Origin of the sequence: Rhodococcus sp. ENV425 (genome assembly GCF_002887785.1) — a bacterium.
Taxonomy (GTDB): domain Bacteria; phylum Actinomycetota; class Actinomycetes; order Mycobacteriales; family Mycobacteriaceae; genus Rhodococcus; species Rhodococcus aetherivorans.
Map to the genome: position 1 here is coordinate 18,929 of NZ_PCZU01000253.1, position 21,012 is coordinate 39,940.

A 21,012-nucleotide genomic window follows, 5' to 3' on the forward strand; every position below is an offset into this window, starting at 1 on the left:
ATGGCACGCAGGCACCGCACGCCGCTGGCTGTTCTCGCCCTGGTCTCGTCGACCCTGCCGCTGTTCGCGCTGCCCGCCCATGCGTCGCCCGCCCCGCCCGTCAACTCGTGCGGCGAACCGGGCTTCGATCCCGCGGTCGAGCCCCCGGACCCCGACGCGCCGCAGCTGCCACGGATCGAGATCCCGCCCGTCGTGAAGATCCCCCTGCCGTACCCCGAGATCGTCCCGGTTCCGGTCCCCGGCCCGGCGCCGGACAACACCCGCGTGCCGCAGGAGCCGTTGCCCGCCGACCCGTGCGCCGACCCGTGCCCGGACCTCGGTCTCGCGACGGGCGCTCCCGACGCCCTGCCCGGCGGCTCGAGTGGCTCGAGCGGCTCGAGTGGGACCGCCGGCTCGAGCGGGTCCTCGAGTTACCTGCCGCGCGTCGAGCTGGATCCGCAGCCGGAGCCGATCCCGATTCCCGTGCCCGGCGCGCCGGGCGCACCCGTCCCACCGGCCCCGCCACGGGAGAATCCGCCGTTCGAGCCGGGTACCGTCACCGCCCGGCCACCCGCCCCCGCCGTGGGCGACGTCGAGCTGGTCTCCCAGCTGACCGGTCCCGGCTCGGAGAACCGCACCGATGCGCGCTGGGCCGTGCACGGCACCGACCTCGGCATCGTGTGGGAGACGCGCCCCGGCGAGGTCGCCCTCGCCTTCGGGGACACGTTCGGGCTCGAATGGACGCCGCCGGGCGGGGCCGGCGGAGACTGGCGCAGCAACGTCCTGGCATTCAGCCGCGACACCGACCTGGCGGACGGCCTCACCATCGACGCGATGGTGCAGGACAGCCCCTGCCACGCCGCGGAGATCCTCGACGCCCGGCATGTGAAGAACTTCGAGACGACCGTCATCCCCACCTCCGGCTTCGCGATCGGCGACCGCCAGTACCTGAGCTACATGTCGGTGCGACGGTGGAGCGTCGTGCCGGGCATGTGGTACACCAACCACGGCGGCATCGCCTACTCCGACGACCACGGCCAGACGTGGACGAAGGACCTGAATGCCCGCTGGGACAACGTGTTCGGGCTCGGCCGGTTCCAGGTCGCGACGATGGTGCCGCACGGCGACCACGTCTACATGTTCGGCACTCCGAACGGCCGCGTCGGATCGGTGGGCCTGGCCCGCGTGCCGGTCGACGACGTGCTCAATCCCTCCGCGTACCAGTACTGGGTGCACGACCGCTGGATGCCCGTCTTCGAGCAGCTCGCCACCCCGCTCGCCGACGGCGCGGCGAGCGAGCTGTCGGTGCGGTTCGACGTCGGACGAGGCCGCTGGCAGATGAGCTACCTGGAACCGATTGCGGGCGAAATCGTTCTCCGCGAGTCGGATTCGCCGCAGGGCGCCTGGTCCGATGCCGCGACGCTGGTACGGACCGCGGACTACCCGAAGGCATACGGCGGCTTCATGCACCCGTGGTCCCACGGCGCGGACCTGTACTTCACCGTGTCCGAGTGGGACAGCTACAACGTCTACCTGATGCGCGCCCGCCTGAACTGAATCACTCTCGCGCGCAGCGTAAGCCGAGCGAATGTATCGTTCACCTCCTCAGTCCGACGGAACGATACATTCGCTCGGTCAGCGGGCGGCATGGATGCGGACCTCGGTGGCCTTGACGACGAACCACATCGTCGCACCCGGTGCGAGCGCGAGATCGGCGGCCGCGGACGTGGTGACCTCGGCGGTGATTCCGGACTCGGCGGCCCGGACGAGGACGGTGGCACCGTGGACCTCGAGCTCGCCGACGACGACGGCGAACGAGTTGCGGGGGCTGCCGTGGGGTTCCCCGGGATAGACCGCGACGGCGGCGGGGGTGAACACCGCCACCGCCGAATTCCCTGGGGCACAGTCGTCGTCGAGCACACCGCGGACCCGGCCGACGGGGGTGTCGAGTCCGTCCGCGATGACGGTGCCGGCGAGCAGGTTCAGGCCCGCGATGCGGGCCGCGAAGGCACTGCGCGGCCGGGACAGCACGTCGCGCACAGTGCCCTCCTCGACGATCCGGCCGTCGTCGAGCACCACGGCCCGGTCGGCGAGCGCCAGGGCGTCGAGGGGGTCGTGGGTGACCACCAGCGCCGTGCGTCCCGGACCGCGCAGGACGGTGCGCAGCAGCGACCGCACGGCCGGGGCGGCCGTCACGTCGAGGGCGGCCATCGGTTCGTCGAGCAGCAACAAACGCGGGTCGGCCGCCAGCGCGCGGGCAATCGCGACGCGCTGGGCCTGCCCCCCGGAGAGCTGGTGCGGCCGGCGGTCGGCGAGTTCCGTCGCGTCGACGGCGGCGAGCTGCCGCAACGCCGCGGCGCGGGCGGCCGATCGGCCGCGGCCCGCGCTGCGGGGAGCGAAGGCGACGTTGTCGAGGACGCTCAGGTGCGGGAACAGCAGCGGCTGCTGCGCGAGCAGGGCCACCCCGCGACGGTGCGGCGGCACGGCCACGCCCGCCGCGGTGTCGGTGAGCACGCACCCGTCGAGTTCGATGCGACCGTCGTCGGGCTGCAGCAATCCGGCGATCACGTTCAGCAGCGTCGACTTGCCGGCGCCGTTGGGTCCCAGGACCGCGAGCACGCGGCCGGACTCCACGGCGACAGCCAGGTCGACGTCGCGGGACCCGACCCGGGCCCGCAGCCGCAGGCCGGTCACAGGCCGCCCGCGATCCGCCGCCCCCGCGCGGCGACGACGATCACGAGGGCGGCCACGACGAGCAGCAGCGACAACGCCACCGCCGCGTCGGCGTCGGTCTCGCGCTGGAGATAGATCTCGAGCGGCAACGTGCGGGTGACACCCTGGAGGCTGCCGGCGAAGGTGAGGGTGGCCCCGAACTCGCCGAGGGCCCGCGCGAAGGCCAGCACGGTGCCGGACGCGAGGCCCGGCAGCACGAGCGGCAGGGTGACCCTGCGGAAGACGGTGGTGGGCGGCGCCCCGAGCGTCGCGGCGACCGCCTCGTACCGGGTGCCGGCGGTGCGCAGGGTGCCCTCGAGGCTCATCACCAGGAACGGCAGCGCGACGAACGTCTGCGCGAGGACAACTGCCGTGGTGGAGAACGCGATACGGATTCCGAGCAGCTCGAGGTGCTCGCCGATCAGTCCGCGGCGCCCGAAGGTGTACAACAGTGCGATCCCGCCGACCACGGGCGGCAGCACGAGCGGCAGCAGCACGAGCGAGCGCAGCACCGGAAGGAAACGCACGGTGCTGCGCGCGAGCACGGTCGCCATCGGCACGCCGAGCAGGACACACAGCACCGTGGCGGCCACCGCGGTGCGCAGGCTCAGCGTCAGGGCCTGCAGGGATGCCTCGGACGTCACCAGTTCCGGGAAGCGCCGCCAGTCGACGGCGAGGATCAGCGACAGCAGCGGCAGGGCGACGAACAGTCCGCCGACGATCGCGGGGACGTGGATCCACGTCGGCAGCCCGGCCGGTCGGACGCGCGTCACGGGGCCGCGAATCCCTTCTCGGCGAGGATCCGTCGTCCCTCGGCGCCGGTCACGTACGCGACGAACGCCGCCGCCGTCACGGGGTTCGCGCCCTCGGCGAGAACCGCGACGGGGTAGGTGTTGACGGCCGCCGCGGACTCGGGGAACGGCACGGCGGTCACGTCGTCGCCGGCGCGCAGAGCGTCGGTGACGTAGACGAGCCCGGCGTCGGCCTGCCCGGTGGCGACCTTGCCGAGCACGTCCGTCACCGAGGATTCCTCGCTGACCGGCTCGAGGGTGACGCCGGCGACGTCCTCGACGCGGGCGGCCGCGGCGCCGCACGGTACCTGCGGCGCACACACGACGACGTCGAGTCCGGGACGACTCAGATCCGCGAAAGTCTGCACGTCCTCTGGGTTTCCGGGTTCGGTGACGATGGTGAGGGTGTTGGCCGCGAAGTTCACGGGTTCGCCGGCCACGAGACCGGCATCGACGGCCCTGGTCATGTTCGCCGTGTCGGCGGAGGCGAAGACATTGGCGGGGGCACCCTGGGACAACCGCGCGACGAGGTCGGCCGAGCCGGCGAAGTCGAAAACAACATCCGTGCCGGGATTTTCGGCCTCGAACCGCACTTCGATCTCCCGGAACGGTACCTGCAGCGACGCGGCCGCGAACACGGTCAGCTCGCCGGTGACCGCCGTGGCGGGCGCAGGGTCGCCGTCACCACCGGAGCCACACGCGGCGAGCATCAGCGCCGAGAGCACGACGACGACTGCCTCCCGCCGTCTCACGACGCACCCGCCGGGGTTTCGACGATCACCGTCGTGGCCTTGACGACGGCCACCCCGAGGCTGCCCGGTTCGAGGCCGAGTTCACGGACGGCCTCGGTGCTCATCAGCGAGACGACGCGGTGCGGGCCGCACTGCATCTCCACCTGCGCCATGACGGTGTCGGACACCACCCGGGTCACGATCCCCGCGAACCGGTTGCGGGCGGAGCTGCCCACGCCGAGCAGATCGGGTGCCTCGTCCGCCTGACGGCGGGCGAACTCGGCAAGGTCGGCCCCCTCGACGATCTTGCGGCCGGCCCCGTCCTTGCCGGCCGGCAGGGCGCCCTGGTCGATCCACCGCCGGACGGTGTCGTCGCTGACGCCGAGCAGCCGGGCGGCATCCTTGATGCGAATCTGCGTCACGAAACAGACACTACTTCCGCTTCTGCGGACCTATCAAGCGTAGGGAAACGAATTTGCGGATCAGTACACGTCGCGCACGTAGCGCTTCTCGGCGGCGAGCTGCTTGACGTACGTTTCGGCGTCCTCCTCGTCGAGCCTGCCGTGGACCTGCACCACCTCGCGCAGCGTCTCGTCGACGTCCTTGGCCATCCGGCTCGCGTCGCCGCACACGTAGAAGTGGGCACCGTCCTGCAACCACTTCCACAGCTGCGCCCCGTGCTCGCGCATCCGGTCCTGCACGTAGACCTTCTGCCGCTGGTCGCGGGAGAAGGCCAGGTCGAGCCGGGTGAGGAAGCCGTCGGCGTGCATCGCCTCGATCTCGTCCCGGTACAGGTAGTCGGTGGAGGACCGCTGATCGCCGAAGAACAGCCAGTTCCGGCCGGTGTGGCCCATCTCGCGGCGATCGTGCAGGAAGGCGCGGAACGGCGCGATGCCGGTGCCGGGACCGACCATGATCATCGGGGTGTCCGGCGTCCGGGGCGGCCGGAAGTGGGTGCTGCGCTGGACGAAGATGGGGATGTCGACGCCGTGACTGTGGTCGGCGAGGAAGCTCGAGCACACCCCGGCCCGGCCGATGCCCTCGTAGCTGTAACGCACCACCGAGACGGTCAGCTGCACCTCGCGGGGGTTGGTCCGCGGGCTCGACGAGATCGAGTACATGCGGGGCTGCAGCCGCTTGAGCACGGGCAGCCACTCCTCGATCGGCGCCTTGAACGGATACGCCGAGATCACGTCCATCGCCTGTTTGCCCCACAACCACTGCTGCAGCTCGATCTTGTTACCCGGTCGCAGCAGCTTGGCCAGCTCCGCGCTCTGGGTCTGCTCGTGGACGAACCGCAGCAGCTCCGGGGTCACCCGAGCGATCTCGAGGTGCCGGGTGGCGGCCTCGCGCAGGGGAATGGTCGGCAGATCGGCGAATTCCACGGGTGTTTCCGGGTCGAGCGCGGTGACCTGCAGCCATTCGTCGACCGTCTCGGGTCCGTTGGTGGGCATCACGCCGAGCGCGTCTCCCGCCTCGTACACGAAGTCCGGGTCGTACAGCTCGAATCCGAACTGGCGCACGTCCTTCGACGACCCCGGTCCACTGAGCGGGACGTTCCGGGTCAGCCGGGTGACGAGCGGCACCTTCCGGCTGTAGGCGGGTTCGGGCTTCGCCGGGGGTCCCGGGGTGGGCGCGGCCGGTGCGGCACCGTCGGGACGCACGAGTTGTTCGACGACGGCGAGCCATTCGCCGGCCGGTTCGTCGTAGTCGGGCTCACAGTCCACCCGTTGCGTGAGCCGGGTGGCCCCGAGTTCGGCGAGCCGCTCGTCGATGCGGCGGCCGTGACCGCAGAAGTCGTCGTAGCTCGAGTCCCCGAACGCCAGCACGGCGTAGCGGGTGTCGGGAAGGCGGGGCGTGTCGTCACTGTTGAGGGCGTTCCAGAAGGCGGTGCCGTTGTCCGGGGCGTCGCCGTCGCCGAAGGTGCTGGTGATGACGAGCAGGTCGCGCACCCCGGTCAGCGCGGACACGTCGTAGTCGTCCATCCCGACCAGGGCGGCGGGCCGGCCCGCGGCGCGGAGGCGCTCGGCGCACATCCGGGCGAACTCCTCGGCGTTGCCGGTCTGCGACGCCCACGCCACCACCACCGGCGGCGCCCCGTCGGCCTCGTCGCGGTCCGGTGCGGCGTGCGCGAAGTGCCCCGCGAGCAGCCCGTCCACCCATGCCCGGGTGGCAGCCGGAAGGGGAGCCGACGCCGGGAGCACCGGCACACCCGCCTGTCCGGACTCCCGGAATCCCGTGAGAAATCCAGTCAGATAACGCTTTTCGAGATCACCGAGCACGGGCGGCGCGCCGTCCCCCAGTCCGAGCGTCGAGGCGAGCCGGTCGGCCGGTGCACCCGACGGTTCGGGCCGGGCGGGCGTTGCCACCTTGGTCAGCGACACCGCGCACACCTTGAACTCCGGCTGCAGCGACGCGGGATCGACGGCGTCGTTGGTGACCGCGTTGACCGACAGGTACTCCCCGAACATGTCGTTCCAGTGGAACGGGGCGAAGCAGCATCCCGGCCGTACCCGGTCGGTGACCACGGCCGGCAGCACCGCCCGGCCCCGGCGGGACGCGACCTCCACCTGGTCACCGTCCGCGATCGAGAGTCGTTGCGCATCGCCGGGATTGATCTCGACGAAGGGTCCGGGGTTCAGCTTGTTGAGCTTGGCGACCTTCCCCGTCTTGGTAAGAGTGTGCCACTGGTGCTGGACGCGGCCGGTGCCGAGCACGACGGGGAAGTCGTCGTCGGGCATCTCGGCCGGCAGCATGTGTGGTCGGGGGTGGAACGCGGCCCTGCCGGTGGCGGTGGCGAACCGCAGCCGGGGGGCGGTGCCGTCCTCCGACCTCAGCAGGGTCTGGCTCACCCCGTCGTTGAGATAGCGGATCGGGTTCCGGTCGGTCGCGGCGTCCGGCGGGCACGGCCATTGCACGGGGGTCTCGCGCAACCGGTCGTACGTGATTCCGCGCAGGTCGTATCCGGTCTTGGGGTTCCAGAAGCGCGTGATCTCCTCGAAGATCTCCTCGGGGCAGGAGTAGGTGAACGCCTCGGCGTAGCCCATGGCGCAGGCGACGCGCGCGATGATCTGCCAGTCCGGCAGGGCCTGGCCGACCGGATCGATCGCCTGCTGCAGCAGCGTCAGGTTGCGCTCGGAGTTGACCATCACCGCCTCCGACTCCGCCCACAGCGCTCCCGGCAGCAGGACGTCTGCATACGCGGTGGTTTCGGTCTCGAGAAAGACGTCCTGCGCGACGACGAAATCGGCCTTCTCGAGAGCTTCGACGACGGTGCGTCGATTGGCCACGGAGGCAACCGGATTGGTGCAGATGATCCAGCAGGCCCGGATGACGCCCGCGGCCATCTGCTCGAACATGTCGACGGTGCCCTTGCCGACCGTGGTGGGGATCGCGCCGGACGGCAGCCCCCACTGCTGTTCGACGAAGGCCCGCTCGGCGTCGACGAGGACGGAGCGCTGCCCCGGCAGGCCGGGCCCCATGTATCCCATCTCGCGGCCGCCCATGGCGTTGGGCTGGCCGGTGAGCGAGAACGGGCCGCTGCCGGTGCGGCAGATCGCGCCGGTGGCCAGATGCAGGTTGCAGATCGCGTTGGTGTTCCAGGTGCCGTGGGTACTCTGGTTCAGGCCCATGGTCCAGCACGACATCCAGTCACCGGCCTCGCCGATCCACCGCGCGGCCGTGCGGATGTCCTCCTCGGCCAGTCCGGTGATCTCCGCGACGCGTGCGGGGGTGTAGTCGGCGAGGAACCCGGGCATGGCGTCCCAGCCCTCGGTGAATTCCGCCACGAACGCCCGGTCGACGTGCCCGTTCTCGACGATCAGGTGCAGCAGGCCGTTCAGCAGCGCCAGGTCGGTCCCCGGCGCGATCTGCAGGAACAGGTCCGCCTTCTCGGCGGTGGCCGTGCGGCGGGGGTCGACGACGACGAGCTTCGCACCGGCCTTGACCCGGTTCATCATCCTGAGGAAGAGGATGGGGTGGCAGTCGGCCATGTTCGCGCCGCTGACGAAGAACAGGTCCGCGTGGTCGAAGTCCTGGTAGGAGCCGGGCGGGCCGTCCGCGCCGAGCGACTGCTTGTAGCCGGTGCCGGCGCTGGCCATGCACAACCGCGAGTTGGACTCGACGTTGTTGGTGCCGACGAACCCCTTCGCGAGCTTGGTGATCAGGTACTGGGCTTCGAGGGACATCTGGCCGGAGACGTAGAAGGACAGGGCGTCGGGTCCGTGCTCGTCGAGCACCTCCCGCAACCGGCGGGCGGTCTCGGCGATCGCGGCGTCGACCTCCACGGGCACCGGCGCACCGCCGCGTTCGGCGCGACGGTACGCGCTCTCCATCCGCCCGCCGGCGGCCAGCATCTCGGCGCTGGTCGCCCCCTTCGTGCACAGGCGCCCGAGGTTGGTGGGGTGCTCCTTGTCGCCGTACGCGTCGAGCACCCGGCGGGCGCCGGTGGCGGGGTCGAGGCCGACCTCGAGCACCATGCCGCAGCCCACGCCGCAGTATGAGCAGGCGGTCTTGACCTTCGTGATCTCGCCCTGCATCGAACCGCTCCTCACCTGGGTCGGCCACGTTCCTCCGGCCAGGTCTCATGCTCCCGACACCGTGTTTCGTGGGCATTAACCGTGGTGAGTCCCCGGTGACATCTGGCTCACGATTCGCCGCGCGCGGCGGTGAGAGGGCCCGAACGGCCCGATCGGCGGCCCCCGGGCGCCGGAACGACGCACGGCACCCCGCGGGCTGTGTCAGCCGGCGGGATGCCGCACGAGGGGTGTGGATGATCGGCCCCGGGGGCCGATCATCGAGCGCTGCTCAGGCGAGGTCGAACCGGTCGAGGTTCATCACCTTGTTCCACGCAGAGACGAAGTCCTGCACGAACTTCTGCTGCGCGTCGGCGCTGCCGTAGACCTCGGCGATACCGCGCAGCTGCGAGTTCGAACCGAAGACGAGGTCGACGGCCGTGGCCGTCCACCTGACCTCGCCCGTGGCACGATCACGACCCTCGTACACGTTCTCGGTCGACTCGGACACCTTCCACTCCGTGCGCATGTCGAGCAGGTTCACGAAGAAGTCGTTGGTCAGTGCCTCGGGCCGATCGGTGAACACGCCGTGGGCGGATTGCCCGAAGTTGGCGTTCAGGGCACGCATCCCGCCGACGAGAACCGTCATCTCCGGAGCGGTCAACGTCAACAGGTTCGCCCGGTCCAGCATCAGCCGCTCCGGCGGCAGCTTCTCGCCGGCGCGCAGGTAGTTGCGGAACCCGTCGGCCGCGGGTTCGAGCACGGCGAACGACTCCACATCGGTCTGTTCCTGCGAGGCATCGGTGCGCCCCGGCGTGAACGGGACCGTGATCTCGACGCCGGCGTTCTTCGCCGCCTGCTGGACGGCGGCGCAGCCGGCCAGGACGATCAGGTCCGCGAGCGAGACCTTCTTCGCAGACTGCGCGCCGTTGAAGTCCTGCTGGATCCGTTCGAGGGTCTGCAGCACCTCGGCCACCCGGCCCGGCTCGTTGATCTCCCAGTTCTTCTGCGGCTCGAGACGGATGCGTGCCCCGTTGGCCCCGCCGCGCTTGTCGGTGCCGCGGAAGCTCGCCGCCGACGCCCACGCGGCGGCGACCAGCTGGGGGATGGACAGGCCCGATTCGAGGATCTTGCTCCCGAGGGCGGCGATGTCGTCCGCTCCGATCAGTTCGTGATCGACCGCGGGAACCGGATCCTGCCACAGCTGCGGCTCGGGGACCCACGGTCCGAGGTAGCGCGCGACGGGTCCCATGTCGCGATGCAGCAGCTTGTACCAGGCCCTCGCGAATTCCTCCTCGAACTCCTTCGGGTTGTCCAGCCAGCGCCGGGTGATCGGTCCGTAGATCGGGTCGAGTCGCAACGAGAGGTCCGTGGTCAGCATCACCGGCGAATGCCGCTTCGACGGGTCGTGGGCGTCGGGGACGGCGTCGGCGCCGGCCCCGTCCTTCGGGATCCACTGCCACGCACCGGCGGGGCTCTTGGTCTTCTCCCACTCGTAGCCGTACAGGGTTTCCAGGAAGCTGTTGTCCCACTGCCGGGGGGTGGGCGTCCAGGCGCCCTCCAGACCGCTGGTGATCGCGTCCCCGCCCACGCCGGTGCCGAAGGAGTTCTTCCAGCCGAGACCCTGCTGCTCGATGGGAGCGGCCTCCGGCTCGGGACCGACGTGGTCGGCCGTGGCGGCGCCGTGGGTCTTGCCGATGCTGTGACCACCGGCGATGAGCGCCGCGGTCTCGACGTCGTTCATCGCCATCCGGCCGAACGTCTCCCGGATGTCCCGGGCCGCGGCGATCGGATCCGGGTTACCGTTGGGCCCTTCCGGATTCACGTAGATCAAGCCCATCTGCACGGCGCCGAACGGGCCGGACAGTTCCCTGTCGCCGGCGTAACGCTCGTCCCCGAGCCACGTGTCCTCGGGTCCCCAGAACACCTCGTCGGGCTCCCAGATGTCCTCGCGTCCGAAGCCGAAACCGAACGTCTTGAACCCCATCGATTCGTAGGCGCAGTTGCCGGCGAAGATCAGCAGGTCCGCCCACGAGAGCTTCCGGCCGTACTTCTGCTTGATCGGCCAGAGCAGCCGCCGCGCCTTGTCGAGGCTCGCGTTGTCGGGCCAGCTGTTGAGGGGGGCGAAGCGCTGGGCGCCCTTGCCGCCGCCGCCCCGGCCGTCGGCGATGCGGTATGTGCCCGCGGCATGCCAGCTCATCCGGATGAAGAGCGGCCCGTAATGGCCGTAGTCGGCCGGCCACCACTCCTGCGACGTCGTCATCAACTCGAAGATGTCCTGTTTCAGGGCCTCGACGTCGAGGGTCGCGAACTCTTCGGCGTAGTTGTAGTCCGGGCCCATCGGATTGGAGAGGGGCGAGTGCTGGTGGAGAACCTGCAGGTCCAGCTGGTTCGGCCACCAGTCCCGGTTGGTCCTGGGCCGATGCGGCTTCGGCTCGGGGGACGGGATTACCGGATTTTCGCTTTCACTGTTGGACACGTCGGCCCTTCCTTCCGGGTTTCGGTGAATCGGACGGTGATCACGGATGTGATCGCGAAGCGTGTGCTGCCGAGCAGTCGGGGCACATGCCCCAGTAGATGACCTCGGCCTCGTCGACGAGGAAGCCGCTGTGGTCGGACGCGGTCAGGCAGGGCGCCTCGCCGACGGCACAGTCGACGTCGGCGATGGCCCCACAGGACCGGCAGACGAGGTGGTGATGGTTGTCCCCGACACGCGACTCGTACCGGGCGACGGAACCGGACGGCTGGATCCGCCGCACCAGACCCGCACCGGTCAGGGCGTGCAGCACGTCGTACACGGTCTGCCGGGAAACCTCCGGCAGACCGGTGCGCACGGCTCCGAAGATCGTCTCCGTGTCGGCGTGCGGATGCTGGTTCACCGCCTCCAGCACCGCGATCCGGGGCCGGGTCACGCGCAGCTCCGCCGTACGCAACTGCTCCACGTAATCCCGCGTCGAGGGCACGTGGATACTATGACGCACTTTTCTGGAATGAGTCACGACTTTGGGTAACCGCAGCGTGATCAGAACTCGCGCGTGTGTTCGGTGGCGCGGGCGGCGGTCGCGCGGACCCTCACCCGTCCGGCTGCCCGGCCGCTAGGGCTTCGGCTGCTGCGCCCACCACTTCAGCAACTCGGCCTCGGCCTCGTCGCGGTCGAGGGGACCACGGTCGAGCCGCAGCTCCTTGAGGAACTTCCAGGCCTGCCCGACCTGCGGGCCGGGTTTCAGGCCGAGCAGCTCCATGATGGCGTTGCCGTCGAGGTCGGGCCGCACCTTCGCCAGGTCCTCCTGCTCGGCGATCCGCTCGATGCGCGTCTCGAGATCGTCGTAGGTGGCCTGCAGCGCCGCGGCCCGGCGCTTGTTGCGGGTGGTGCAGTCCGCCCGGACCAGCTTGTGCAGCCGGGGCAGCAGGTCACCGGCGTCGTGCACGTAGCGCCGGACCGCCGAGTCCGTCCACTGGCCCTTGCCGTAGCCGTGGAACCGCAGGTGCAGGAACACGAGCTGACTGACGTCGTCGACCATCTGCTTGGAGTACTTCAGGGCCCGCATCCGTTTGCGGACCAGCTTGGCCCCGACGACCTCGTGGTGGTGGAAGCTGACGCCGCCGCCCGGCTCGTTGTGCTTCGTGGCGGGCTTGCCGATGTCGTGCAACAGGGCCGCCCAGCGCAGCACGAGATCGGGATCCCCGTCCTCGAGGTCGATGGCCTGCCTGAGCACGGTCAGCGAATGCCAGTACACGTCCTTGTGCTGATGGTGCTCGTCGATCTCGAGCTTCATCGCCGGGATCTCCGGGATCACCCGCTCGGCGAGGCCGGTCTCGACCATGATGTCGATGCCCTCGATCGGGTAGGCACCGAGGATCAGCTTGTCGAGCTCGGCCTGCACCCGCTCGGCGCTGATCCGCAGGATCTCGTCGCCCATGGCCACGATCGCGTCGTGCACCCGCTCCGCCAGCCCGAACCCCAGCTGGGAGACGAACCGCGCCGCGCGCAGCATCCGCAGCGGATCGTCGTGGAACGACTCGCTCGGCATCGCGGGGGTGTCGATGACCCCGGCGAGCAGGGCGTCCATCCCGCCGAGCGGGTCGACGAAGTCCTCCGCGCCGGTCGGGCCGATCCGCACCGCCATGGCATTGACGGTGAAGTCGCGACGGATCAGGTCGTCCTCGAGGCTGGTGCCGTACTCGACGATCGGGTGGCGGGTGACACGGTCGTACGCGTCGCTGCGGAACGTGGTGATCTCGATCTGCTCCGGGCCCTTGACCGCGCTGATCGTGCCGAAGTCGATGCCGGTGTCCCACTGGTGGTCGGCCCAGCCGCGCAGCAGCGCCTGCACCTGCTCGGGCCGCGCGTCGGTGGTGAAGTCCAGGTCGGTGCCGAGGCGACCGAGCACCGCGTCGCGGACGCTCCCTCCCACCAGGTACAGCTCGTGACCGGCGGCGGTGAAGCGCTCACCGAGCGGGGCCAGGATGTCCGACAGCGCACGCAGCGTCGCGTCGGCGCCGGCGAGCAGTCGGGCGCGCCGCTCGGTGTCGGTGGAGGGAGAGTTCACGTCTTCGAACCTTACCGAGGTGGCCGAACGCGCAGTCGCGCGATCCGGACGTGCCTGGTTGGACCGCCGGGCACGTCCCGCCAACTAGTATCGATGAGGTGTCGCCCGCAGAACGTGCCAACCGCAACCGCCGCACCTCGCGGCGGCGTGGCGCGGGCGCCAAGTCCGGTGGCCGGGCCACCTCCGACGCGGCGAAGCCTCACCTGCGCACGGTCCGCGAGACATCGGCCGGGGGACTGGTGGTCGACGGCCTCGGCGGGCCACCCGACAAGTTGTGCGCGGCGTTGATCGGCCGCACGGACCGGCGCGGCCGGCTGCTGTGGTCGCTGCCGAAGGGACACATCGAGAAGGGCGAGACCGCCGAGCAGACGGCGATGCGCGAGGTCCACGAGGAGACCGGGATCCACGGCACCGTCCTCGCCACGCTCGGCAGCATCGACTACTGGTTCGTCACCGAGGGCCGGCGCGTCCACAAGACCGTGCACCACTACCTGCTGCGTTACCTGGACGGCGAGCTCTCCGACGCCGACGTCGAGGTCACCGAGGTGGCCTGGGTGCCGCTGCCGGAGCTGCGCTCGCGCCTGGCGTACGCGGACGAGCGCAGGCTCGCCGACGTCGCCGACCAGCTGATCGCCGAGATGGATCCATCGATGCTGCTCGGACCCGGCGGACCGGAGGCCCGTCTCGGATGACCTCGGCAGCTCGCCGGGCCGCGGCGGCCGTTCTCGCCGTGCTCGCGCTCGTCCTGACGACGGCGGGTGTGGCCGTCGCCCAGCCGCGCAGCGACGCGTCCGACGCCCCGCGCTTCCTCGAGCTGCGCATCGACTCGGTGACGCCGACGACGATGTCCACCAGCAGCGAGCCTGTGGTGACCGTGACCGGCACGCTCGAGAACGTCGGCGACCGCGATGTCGAGGACATCGCCGTGCGGCTGCAGCGCGCCCCGGCGGTCGGCTCCGCCGAGGAGCTGCGCACGGCGCTGACCTGGGATCAGACCGCCTACGACCGCACCGGGCCGTTCGAATCGGTCACCGACGTCCTCGAGCGGGGTGAGCAGCGGCAGTTCCGCCTCGAGCTGGCGCTGCGCTCGGCCGACAGCCCTTCGCTGGGTATCGACACCCCCGGGGTGTATCCGCTGCTCGTCAACGTCAACGGCGCTCCCGAGTACGGCGGTCAGGCACGGCTCGACGACGCCCGGTTCCTGCTGCCCGTGCTGGGGGTGCCCGCGGGCGAGAGCAGCGAGAGCCGGCCCGTGCCCCCGGACACGTCCGCACCCGTGGGGGTCACCATGCTGTGGCCGCTCGCGGACCGGCCGCGCCTCGCGGCGGGGGTGCCCGGATCGGCGACGGACCCGGTCCGTCTCGTCGACGACGACCTCGCGACGTCGCTCGCCGACGGCGGCCGGCTCGACGGACTGCTCGACGCCGCCGAGCGCGCGGCCACCGCCGAGGACCGCCGCGTCGCCGACGCGATGTGCCTGGCCGTCGACCCCGATCTGCTCGTCACCGTCGCCAACATGACCCGCGGCTACCTGGTGGTCGAGGACACGGCCGAGCCGAGGGGCGACGCCCACGACGGGGAGGGGACGGCCGCGGCCGTCGCGTGGCTGGAACGGCTGCGCACCCTGGCCGCGTCGATGTGCACGGTCGCGGTGCCCTTCGCCCAGGTCGACGTGGCCGCCCTCGCCGAACTCGACGACGCCTCTCTCGCCGGGCCCGCGCTCGCCGCACCGACCGAGATCGTGAACACGATCCTCGGGATCACCACGACCCGGGAGGACGTGGTCTGGCCCGACGCCGGGGTGCTCACCGAGCAGGCGGGGGCGCTGCTCGCCGCCGACGGCCCGGTGACGACCCTGCTCGCCGACACGGCGGTCGACGCCGCGGACTCGGACGCGGGCACGGGTCCGATGCCCGTGCGGGGGGTGGACGGCCTGTCCACGGTCCTGTTCGACAGCGCCGCCGCCACCGCGCTCGCCGCGCTGGGCGACGCTCCCCAGACGCCGTCGTTCACCGCCGAGGACGCCCGCTACGACCTCACCGAGGATTCCCCGGGCGCCCGGCTGCAGGACGCGCTGGGCGCCCTGAGCTGGTCCGCGCTGCGCACGTCGGAGAGCGCCACCCGGACCGTGTCCACCGGCGACGGCGCGTCCGCGGCCCCGGGCTCCGCGCTGTTCGTGCCGCCGCAGTCGTGGAGTGCGTCCGGCGACGACGCCGCCGCGGTCCTGTCGATGGTCGGCACCCTGATCCGCTCCGGCCTGGCCACCCCGCGTCCGTTCGACACCCTGTTCGCACCCGCCGCCGGGGACGCCCCCACCGTCGCGCTGTCCTACCCGGAGCAGGCCATCGTCGACGGTGCGTCGGCCGAGGTGATCGACGCGGCCCGCGAGCAGGCACCCCGGCTCGACTCGTTCCAGGAGGCGCTCGTCGAGGATCCGCAGGCGCAGCTGACACCGCAGCAGTTCACCGCACCGCTGCGCGAGGACCTGCTGCGCGCGATGAGCCTGGCGGGCCGGCGCGGGCCCGACCCCGGCGCCGCCGCGCGCGACGCGGGGCAGCGCGGCGAGGAGGTACGCGACGCCGTCGACGGGATGTTCGCGGGAGTGACCGTGCTCTCACCGGGCGGTGTCTACACGCTGACCTCGGAACAGAGTCCCCTACTGTTGGTCGCGCGCAACGATCTGCCCGTGGGCATCACCGTGCGGCTGCACGTGGACGCGCCGTCGGCGATGAAGATCACCGACATCGGGCCCACCCAGCTGCCCCCGCGCGGCAGCCGCACCCTCACGGTGCCGGCGCAGATCAGCGACTCGCGGAAGATCGGTGTCGAGTTCGCCCTGACCACGGAGTCCGGGCTGCCGCTCGGCACCCCGACGAACGTGACGGTACGGTCCAACGCGTACGGCCAGGTTCTCGCGATCGTCACCGGCTGTGCGGGGGCGCTGCTGCTGTTCCTGGCGGGCCGTCGTCTCCTGCACCGCTTCCGCGGCGAGCCCGATCCAGCCGACGAAGGGTACGAGAAACGATGACCGGGAACCCGACCCGTGAGGACGTCGCCCCGCCCGCCCCCGCGGCGGCGGAGCCGGCCCCGCGCAAGAACCCCGGCCTGCTCGCCGCGACCGGCTCGATCGCCTTCGCGACCCTGATCAGCCGCATCACCGGCTTCGTCAAGCAGGTGCTGTTGCTGACCCTGCTCGGCGCCGCCGTCGCGAGCTCGTACACGGTGGCCGCCCAGATCCCGAACATGATCTCCGAGCTGGTGCTCGGCGCCGTCCTCACCTCGATCGTCGTGCCGGTGCTGGTCCGCGCGGAACGCGAGGACCCGGACGGCGGTACGGCGTTCGTCCGGCGCCTGTTCACCGTCTCCGTCACCGTGCTCGGCCTCGCCGCCCTGCTGGCCACCGCCGCGGCGCCGGTCCTCGTCACCCGGTTCTTCCTCGACGACACGGGCAAGGTGTCGACGACGCTGACCACGGCGCTGACGTATCTGTTGCTGCCGGCGATCCTGTTCTACGGCCTGTCGGCGCTGCTGACCGCCATCCTGAACACGCGGCAGGTGTTCAAACCGGGCGCGTGGGCGCCGGTGCTGAACAACATCGTCGTCATCACGGTCCTGGTCCTGTACTTCCTGCTGCCCGGGGAGATCACTCTCGACCCGGTGCGCATGAGCGACCCGCACCTGCTGCTGCTCGGCTGCGGCGTCACCCTCGGTGTGGTGACCCAGGCGATGTCCCTGGTGCCGGCGCTGCGCCGCGAGGGGATCAGCCTCAAGCCGCTGTGGGGGCTCGACGACCGGCTGCGCCAGTTCGGCGGCATGGCCGCGGCCATCGTGCTGTACGTGCTCATCAGCCAGGCCGGCATGGTGTTCGCGACACACGTCTCGTCGAGCGCCGACGCGGCCGGCCCGGCGATCTACAACAACGCGTGGCTGCTGCTGCAGCTGCCGTACGGTGTCCTCGGCGTCACGGTGCTCACCGCGATCATGCCGCGGCTGAGCCGCAACGCCGCCGAGGAGGACACCCCCGCGGTGGTGGACGACCTGTCGGTCGCGACCCGGCTGACGATGATCGCGCTGATCCCGATCGTCGTATTCTTCACCGTCGCCGGCCCGCAGATCGGCACGGCCCTGTACGGCTACGGCAGCTTCGGCGAGGGCAACGCCGAACGGCTGGGCCAGGCGGTCAGCTGGTCGGCGTTCACCCTGATCCCGTACGCCCTCGTCCTCATCCATCTGCGCGTGTTCTACGCACGCGAGCAGGCGTGGACCCCCACGTGGATCATCCTCGGCATCACCGCCGTGAAGATCGGCCTGTCCGCGATCGCGCCCGTCGTCGCCCGCAACGACGACCAGGTGGTGTTGCTGCTGGGCGTGGCGACCGGCCTGGCCTTCACCGTCGGGGCGGGCATCGGCGGCTTCCTGCTGCACCGCGCCCTCGGCGACCTGCGGATGGCGAACGTGGGCCGGACCGTGTGGCACGTGGTGATCGCCTCGGCCGCAGGTTCGGCGGCGATGCTGCTCACCGATCGGCTGCTGCGGCTCGGTGCGCTGAGCGACCGGTTCGGCGGCATCGGCTCGATGGTGCGGGTCGCGATCACCGGCGCGCTGATGCTGCTGGTGACCCTCACGGTGATGTGGTTGCTGAAGGTGCCCGAGATCCTGGCGATCACCGCGGCGGTCCGGCGCAAGGTCGACGCGCTGCGCGGACGCACGCCCGTCGAGCCGGCCGTCGCCGAGGCGGATGCCGACGAGATCGCCGAACTCGAGGCGGCCCGCTTCGAGGAATCGGAGGCCGAGAAGACCATCGTGTTGCCGCGCCTGGACTACGGCGACTACGGGGTGGCCCCGTACGACGCGGTCACCGAGGTGATTCCCGCCATCAGGGACGTGCCGAGCCACATCGATGCACACCGGCAACTCCCGTACCCTGGTCGACGGCAGGTTCGTACCACCCGGGACGGATCGCGCCGGTTCGCGGATGCCGGACGGCCTCCCGGTTACCTCCGGGGCGGGCGAGTCGAACAAGAAGGAGTGAGGGTGAGCGACGACCACGCTACCGGTAAGTCCACGGTCGATGAGTCCGCATCGACGGACCCGGGTTCGGTGTCCACGGACGCCGACGGCACGTCGACGCAGTCCCCGCAGGCCGGCATCCCCGACCGTTCCGCCTCGCCGCAGAAGTCCGCCGGCAGCCCCGCCGAGAACCGCTCCGGTGCCGGCCGGCCCCGCCGCGATCCTCACGTCGACACCGGCGTCATCCCGATCGGCTCACCCCAGCTGCCTCCGCTGCGTGTGCCGGGGTCCGCGCCGCGCACCCCGATGCGCGGGCCGAAGCTGATCCCCGGCGCGTCGGTCGCCGGTGGCCGCTACCGTCTGCTCGCCCCGCACGGCGGCGCGCGCGGTCTGCGTTTCTGGCAGGCGCAGGACGTCAAGCTCGACCGCGAGGTGGCGCTGACGTTCGTCGACGCCGAGCAGCGCGCCGGGGACGTGACCGGTCCCGACGGTCCGCAGGCCATCCTGTCGCGCACCCTGCGGCTGGGCCGGATCAACTCACCGGGGCTCGCACGGGTGCTCGACGTGGTCCGCGGCAGCTCGGGCGGCATCGTCGTCGCCGAGTGGACGCCCGGTCGTTCGCTGCGCGAGATGTCCGGCACCGAGCCGTCCCCGCTCGGCGCGGCCCGCGCTGTGCAGGCCCTCGCGGCCGCGGCGGAGGCCGCGCACCGCAGCGGCGGCGCCCTCTCGATCGATCACCCCGACCGGATCCGCATCAGTGTCGCCGGCGACGCGGTGCTGGCCTTCCCCGCCACCTTCGCCGACGCGGACGTGACCTCCGACGTCCGGGGCCTCGGCGCGAGCCTCTACGGCCTGATCACCGCCCGCTGGCCGCTGCCCGAACAGGCCGCGCCCGGGGAGCAGCCCCCGGCGCACACCGGCGGCACGATCGGCGGGATGCGCCCGGCGGACCTGACCGCCGAGGGCATCGCGGTCGAGCCCCGCACGCTGCGGCCGGAGGTGCCGTTCGAGATCTCCGCGGTGGCGGTGCGTGCGCTCGCGGCCGACGGCGGAATCCGGACCGCGGCCACCGTGCAGCACATCCTCGGCCAGGCCTCGGTCGTGGACCAGAAGACCGACATGATCCCGGCGCTGCGGCTCGGCCAGCGCAGTGCCGGCGCCACCGACCACGCCCTCGCGGACCCGGAGGCTCTCGCCGAGGAGAAGAAGCGATCCGAGCGGATGCTGTTCGCGCTCGTCGGCCTCGGCATCACCACGGTGGTGCTCCTCGCCCTGATCGGCTGGTGGATCGCGAACCTGCTCGCCGGAGGCAACTCCGACGAGCCGCTCACGAGCCAGGACTTCGGCCTCACCCCGACCTCCGAGGCGCCGTCGGAGCCGGTCGCCCAGGCGCCGGCCCCGGCCGCAGCGGCCGGACCGGTGGCGGCATCGGCGGTCTCGGTGTTCTCCCCGCAGGGCACCCCGGATTCGCCGGCGACGGCGCGGTTGGCCATCGACGGTGATCCGTCGACGGAGTGGAGCACCGACGCCTACTTCCAGCCGTTTCCCGCCCTGAAGAACGGTGTGGGACTGATGGTGGCGCTCGCCGAGCCGGCCGCGCTCTCGTCGGTGTCGGTGACGTCGGACAGCCCGGGCACGAAGGTCGAGATCCGCAGCGCACCGTCGGACCAGGCCTCCCTGGACCAGACCCAGGTGATCGGCTCGGCGACGCTGCGGTCCGGCGTCACGGAGATCCCCGTCGAGGCCGAGGGCCGCACCTCCGATGTGCTGGTGTGGATCACGGGGCTGAGCACGTCCGGCGGCGGCAACAAGAGCTCGATCGCCGAGGTGACGTTCACCGCCGCCGAATAGCCCGGCGCACGCACCTCCGGTCGCCCACCTCGATCGGCTACCATCCGCGCGTGCGAATTTTGGGGGGGATCGCAGGAATTGCCGTGTCCGACGCCGAGTTACTCGCGGCGCACGCGGCGGGGGACCGACGCGCGTTCGCGCAACTGCTCGAACGGCACTACGACCATCTGTGGCAGGTGGCGCGCCGCACCAGCTATTCGCCCGAGGATGCCGCGGACGCCCTGCAGGAGGCGTTGCTGTCGGCGCATCGTACGGCGGGGAAATTCCGGAACACCGCGGCGGTTCGCAGCTGGCTGCACACCATCGTGGTGAACGCTTGCCTGGACCGCATCCGGCGCAACAAGGCGCGACCGACCGTCCCGCTGTACGACGACGGCACCGATGCCCGCGACGAACGGGATCGCATCGCGGAGCGGGAGATCGCGCTCGATATCGAGGCGGCGTTGTTCACCCTGCCACCGGAGCAACGCGCCGCGGTCGTCGCGGTCGACGTGGAGGGCTGGCCGGTGAGCGAGGCGGCCCGGCGGCTCGGCGTTCCCGAGGGCACGGTCAAGAGCCGCTGCGCGCGCGGGCGCCGTCGGCTCGCGGTGCTTCTCGGTGACCTGCGGGATACGGGGAACCGATCGTGATCGGCGGCCGTCTTATCCTGGTGAGGGCACCGGAAGGCGGGGAGGACGGCGGATGACCGAGGACGAGCTGCCGCGGCCGCCGTATTCTGCCGACCTGCTCGCCGACCTGCACGCCGGGGTCCTGGACGACGACGTCACCGCCGGATTGTGGCCGGCGGTGCGGCGGGATCCGGACGCCATGGCGGTGATCGCCGCGCTCGACTCCGTCAGCCGCCGGCTCCGGGCCCTCGGTGCGGCCGAAGGTG

The 21,012-nt window shown here is 71.2% G+C and carries 13 protein-coding genes and 1 pseudogene; 6 read left to right on the forward strand and 8 right to left on the reverse strand.

Annotation, left to right across the window (positions count from 1 at the left end; genetic code table 11):
* Positions 1–1,536 (forward strand): DUF4185 domain-containing protein, encoded by a 1,536-nt coding sequence (locus CQZ88_RS22250; RefSeq protein WP_102800328.1) that lies wholly within the window; start codon positions 1–3, stop codon positions 1,534–1,536.
* A 78-nt stretch (positions 1,537–1,614) separates the two neighbouring features.
* Here CQZ88_RS22250 and CQZ88_RS22255 read toward each other — a convergent pair whose 3' ends face one another.
* The 8 genes from CQZ88_RS22255 to CQZ88_RS22290 all read right to left on the reverse strand — a co-directional run bounded on the left by CQZ88_RS22255 (position 1,615) and on the right by CQZ88_RS22290 (position 13,277).
* Entirely contained in the window at positions 1,615–2,673 is a 1,059-nt protein-coding gene (locus tag CQZ88_RS22255) for a sulfate/molybdate ABC transporter ATP-binding protein (RefSeq protein ID WP_006934409.1), read from the reverse strand.
* Complete coding sequence (locus CQZ88_RS22260) at positions 2,670–3,464, reverse strand: ABC transporter permease (RefSeq protein WP_006934410.1); 795 nt, start codon at positions 3,462–3,464, stop codon at positions 2,670–2,672. The genes CQZ88_RS22255 and CQZ88_RS22260 overlap by 4 nt, the downstream gene beginning before the upstream one ends.
* Positions 3,461–4,234 carry a molybdate ABC transporter substrate-binding protein gene (modA, locus tag CQZ88_RS22265; RefSeq protein WP_374703834.1) on the reverse strand — a complete coding sequence of 258 codons (774 nt, stop codon included), beginning with the start codon at positions 4,232–4,234 and terminating at the stop codon, positions 3,461–3,463. The genes CQZ88_RS22260 and modA overlap by 4 nt, the downstream gene beginning before the upstream one ends.
* Positions 4,231–4,635, reverse strand: coding sequence for a molybdopterin-binding protein (locus tag CQZ88_RS22270; RefSeq protein ID WP_006934412.1), 405 nt, complete (start codon positions 4,633–4,635; stop codon positions 4,231–4,233). Before CQZ88_RS22270 ends, modA begins: the two co-directional genes overlap by 4 nt.
* Positions 4,636–4,695: 60 nt before the next feature.
* Positions 4,696–8,751 carry a bifunctional nitrate reductase/sulfite reductase flavoprotein subunit alpha gene (locus tag CQZ88_RS22275; protein ID WP_102800329.1) on the reverse strand — a complete coding sequence of 1,352 codons (4,056 nt, stop codon included), beginning with the start codon at positions 8,749–8,751 and terminating at the stop codon, positions 4,696–4,698.
* Positions 8,752–9,019: 268 nt separating this feature from the next.
* Positions 9,020–11,206 (reverse strand): catalase/peroxidase HPI, encoded by a 2,187-nt coding sequence (gene katG, locus CQZ88_RS22280; RefSeq protein WP_102800330.1) that lies wholly within the window; start codon positions 11,204–11,206, stop codon positions 9,020–9,022.
* 40 nt (positions 11,207–11,246) lie between these two features.
* Positions 11,247–11,690, reverse strand: coding sequence for a Fur family transcriptional regulator (locus CQZ88_RS22285; protein ID WP_029546787.1), 444 nt, complete (start codon positions 11,688–11,690; stop codon positions 11,247–11,249).
* 132 nt (positions 11,691–11,822) lie between these two features.
* A complete protein-coding gene (locus tag CQZ88_RS22290) occupies positions 11,823–13,277 on the reverse strand; it encodes a CCA tRNA nucleotidyltransferase (protein ID WP_029546788.1) in 1,455 nt (484 codons plus the stop codon).
* A gap of 98 nt (positions 13,278–13,375) precedes the next feature.
* Here CQZ88_RS22290 and CQZ88_RS22295 point away from each other — a divergent pair, with 98 nt between their 5' ends.
* The 5 genes and pseudogenes from CQZ88_RS22295 to CQZ88_RS31590 all read left to right on the forward strand — a co-directional run.
* A complete protein-coding gene (locus tag CQZ88_RS22295; protein WP_006934418.1) occupies positions 13,376–13,969 on the forward strand; it encodes an NUDIX hydrolase in 594 nt (197 codons plus the stop codon).
* Entirely contained in the window at positions 13,966–16,305 is a 2,340-nt protein-coding gene (locus CQZ88_RS22300; protein ID WP_029546789.1) for a DUF6049 family protein, read from the forward strand. The genes CQZ88_RS22295 and CQZ88_RS22300 overlap by 4 nt, the downstream gene beginning before the upstream one ends.
* Positions 16,302–20,138 carry a murein biosynthesis integral membrane protein MurJ gene (murJ, locus tag CQZ88_RS22305; protein ID WP_065923257.1) on the forward strand — a complete coding sequence of 1,279 codons (3,837 nt, stop codon included), beginning with the start codon at positions 16,302–16,304 and terminating at the stop codon, positions 20,136–20,138. The genes CQZ88_RS22300 and murJ overlap by 4 nt, the downstream gene beginning before the upstream one ends.
* A gap of 83 nt (positions 20,139–20,221) precedes the next feature.
* Positions 20,222–20,767, forward strand: a complete 546-nt coding sequence (sigM, locus tag CQZ88_RS22310; RefSeq protein WP_006934425.1) for an RNA polymerase sigma factor SigM — start codon at positions 20,222–20,224, stop codon at positions 20,765–20,767.
* A gap of 52 nt (positions 20,768–20,819) precedes the next feature.
* Positions 20,820–21,012, forward strand: a pseudogene (locus CQZ88_RS31590) (hypothetical protein); the annotation flags it as partial.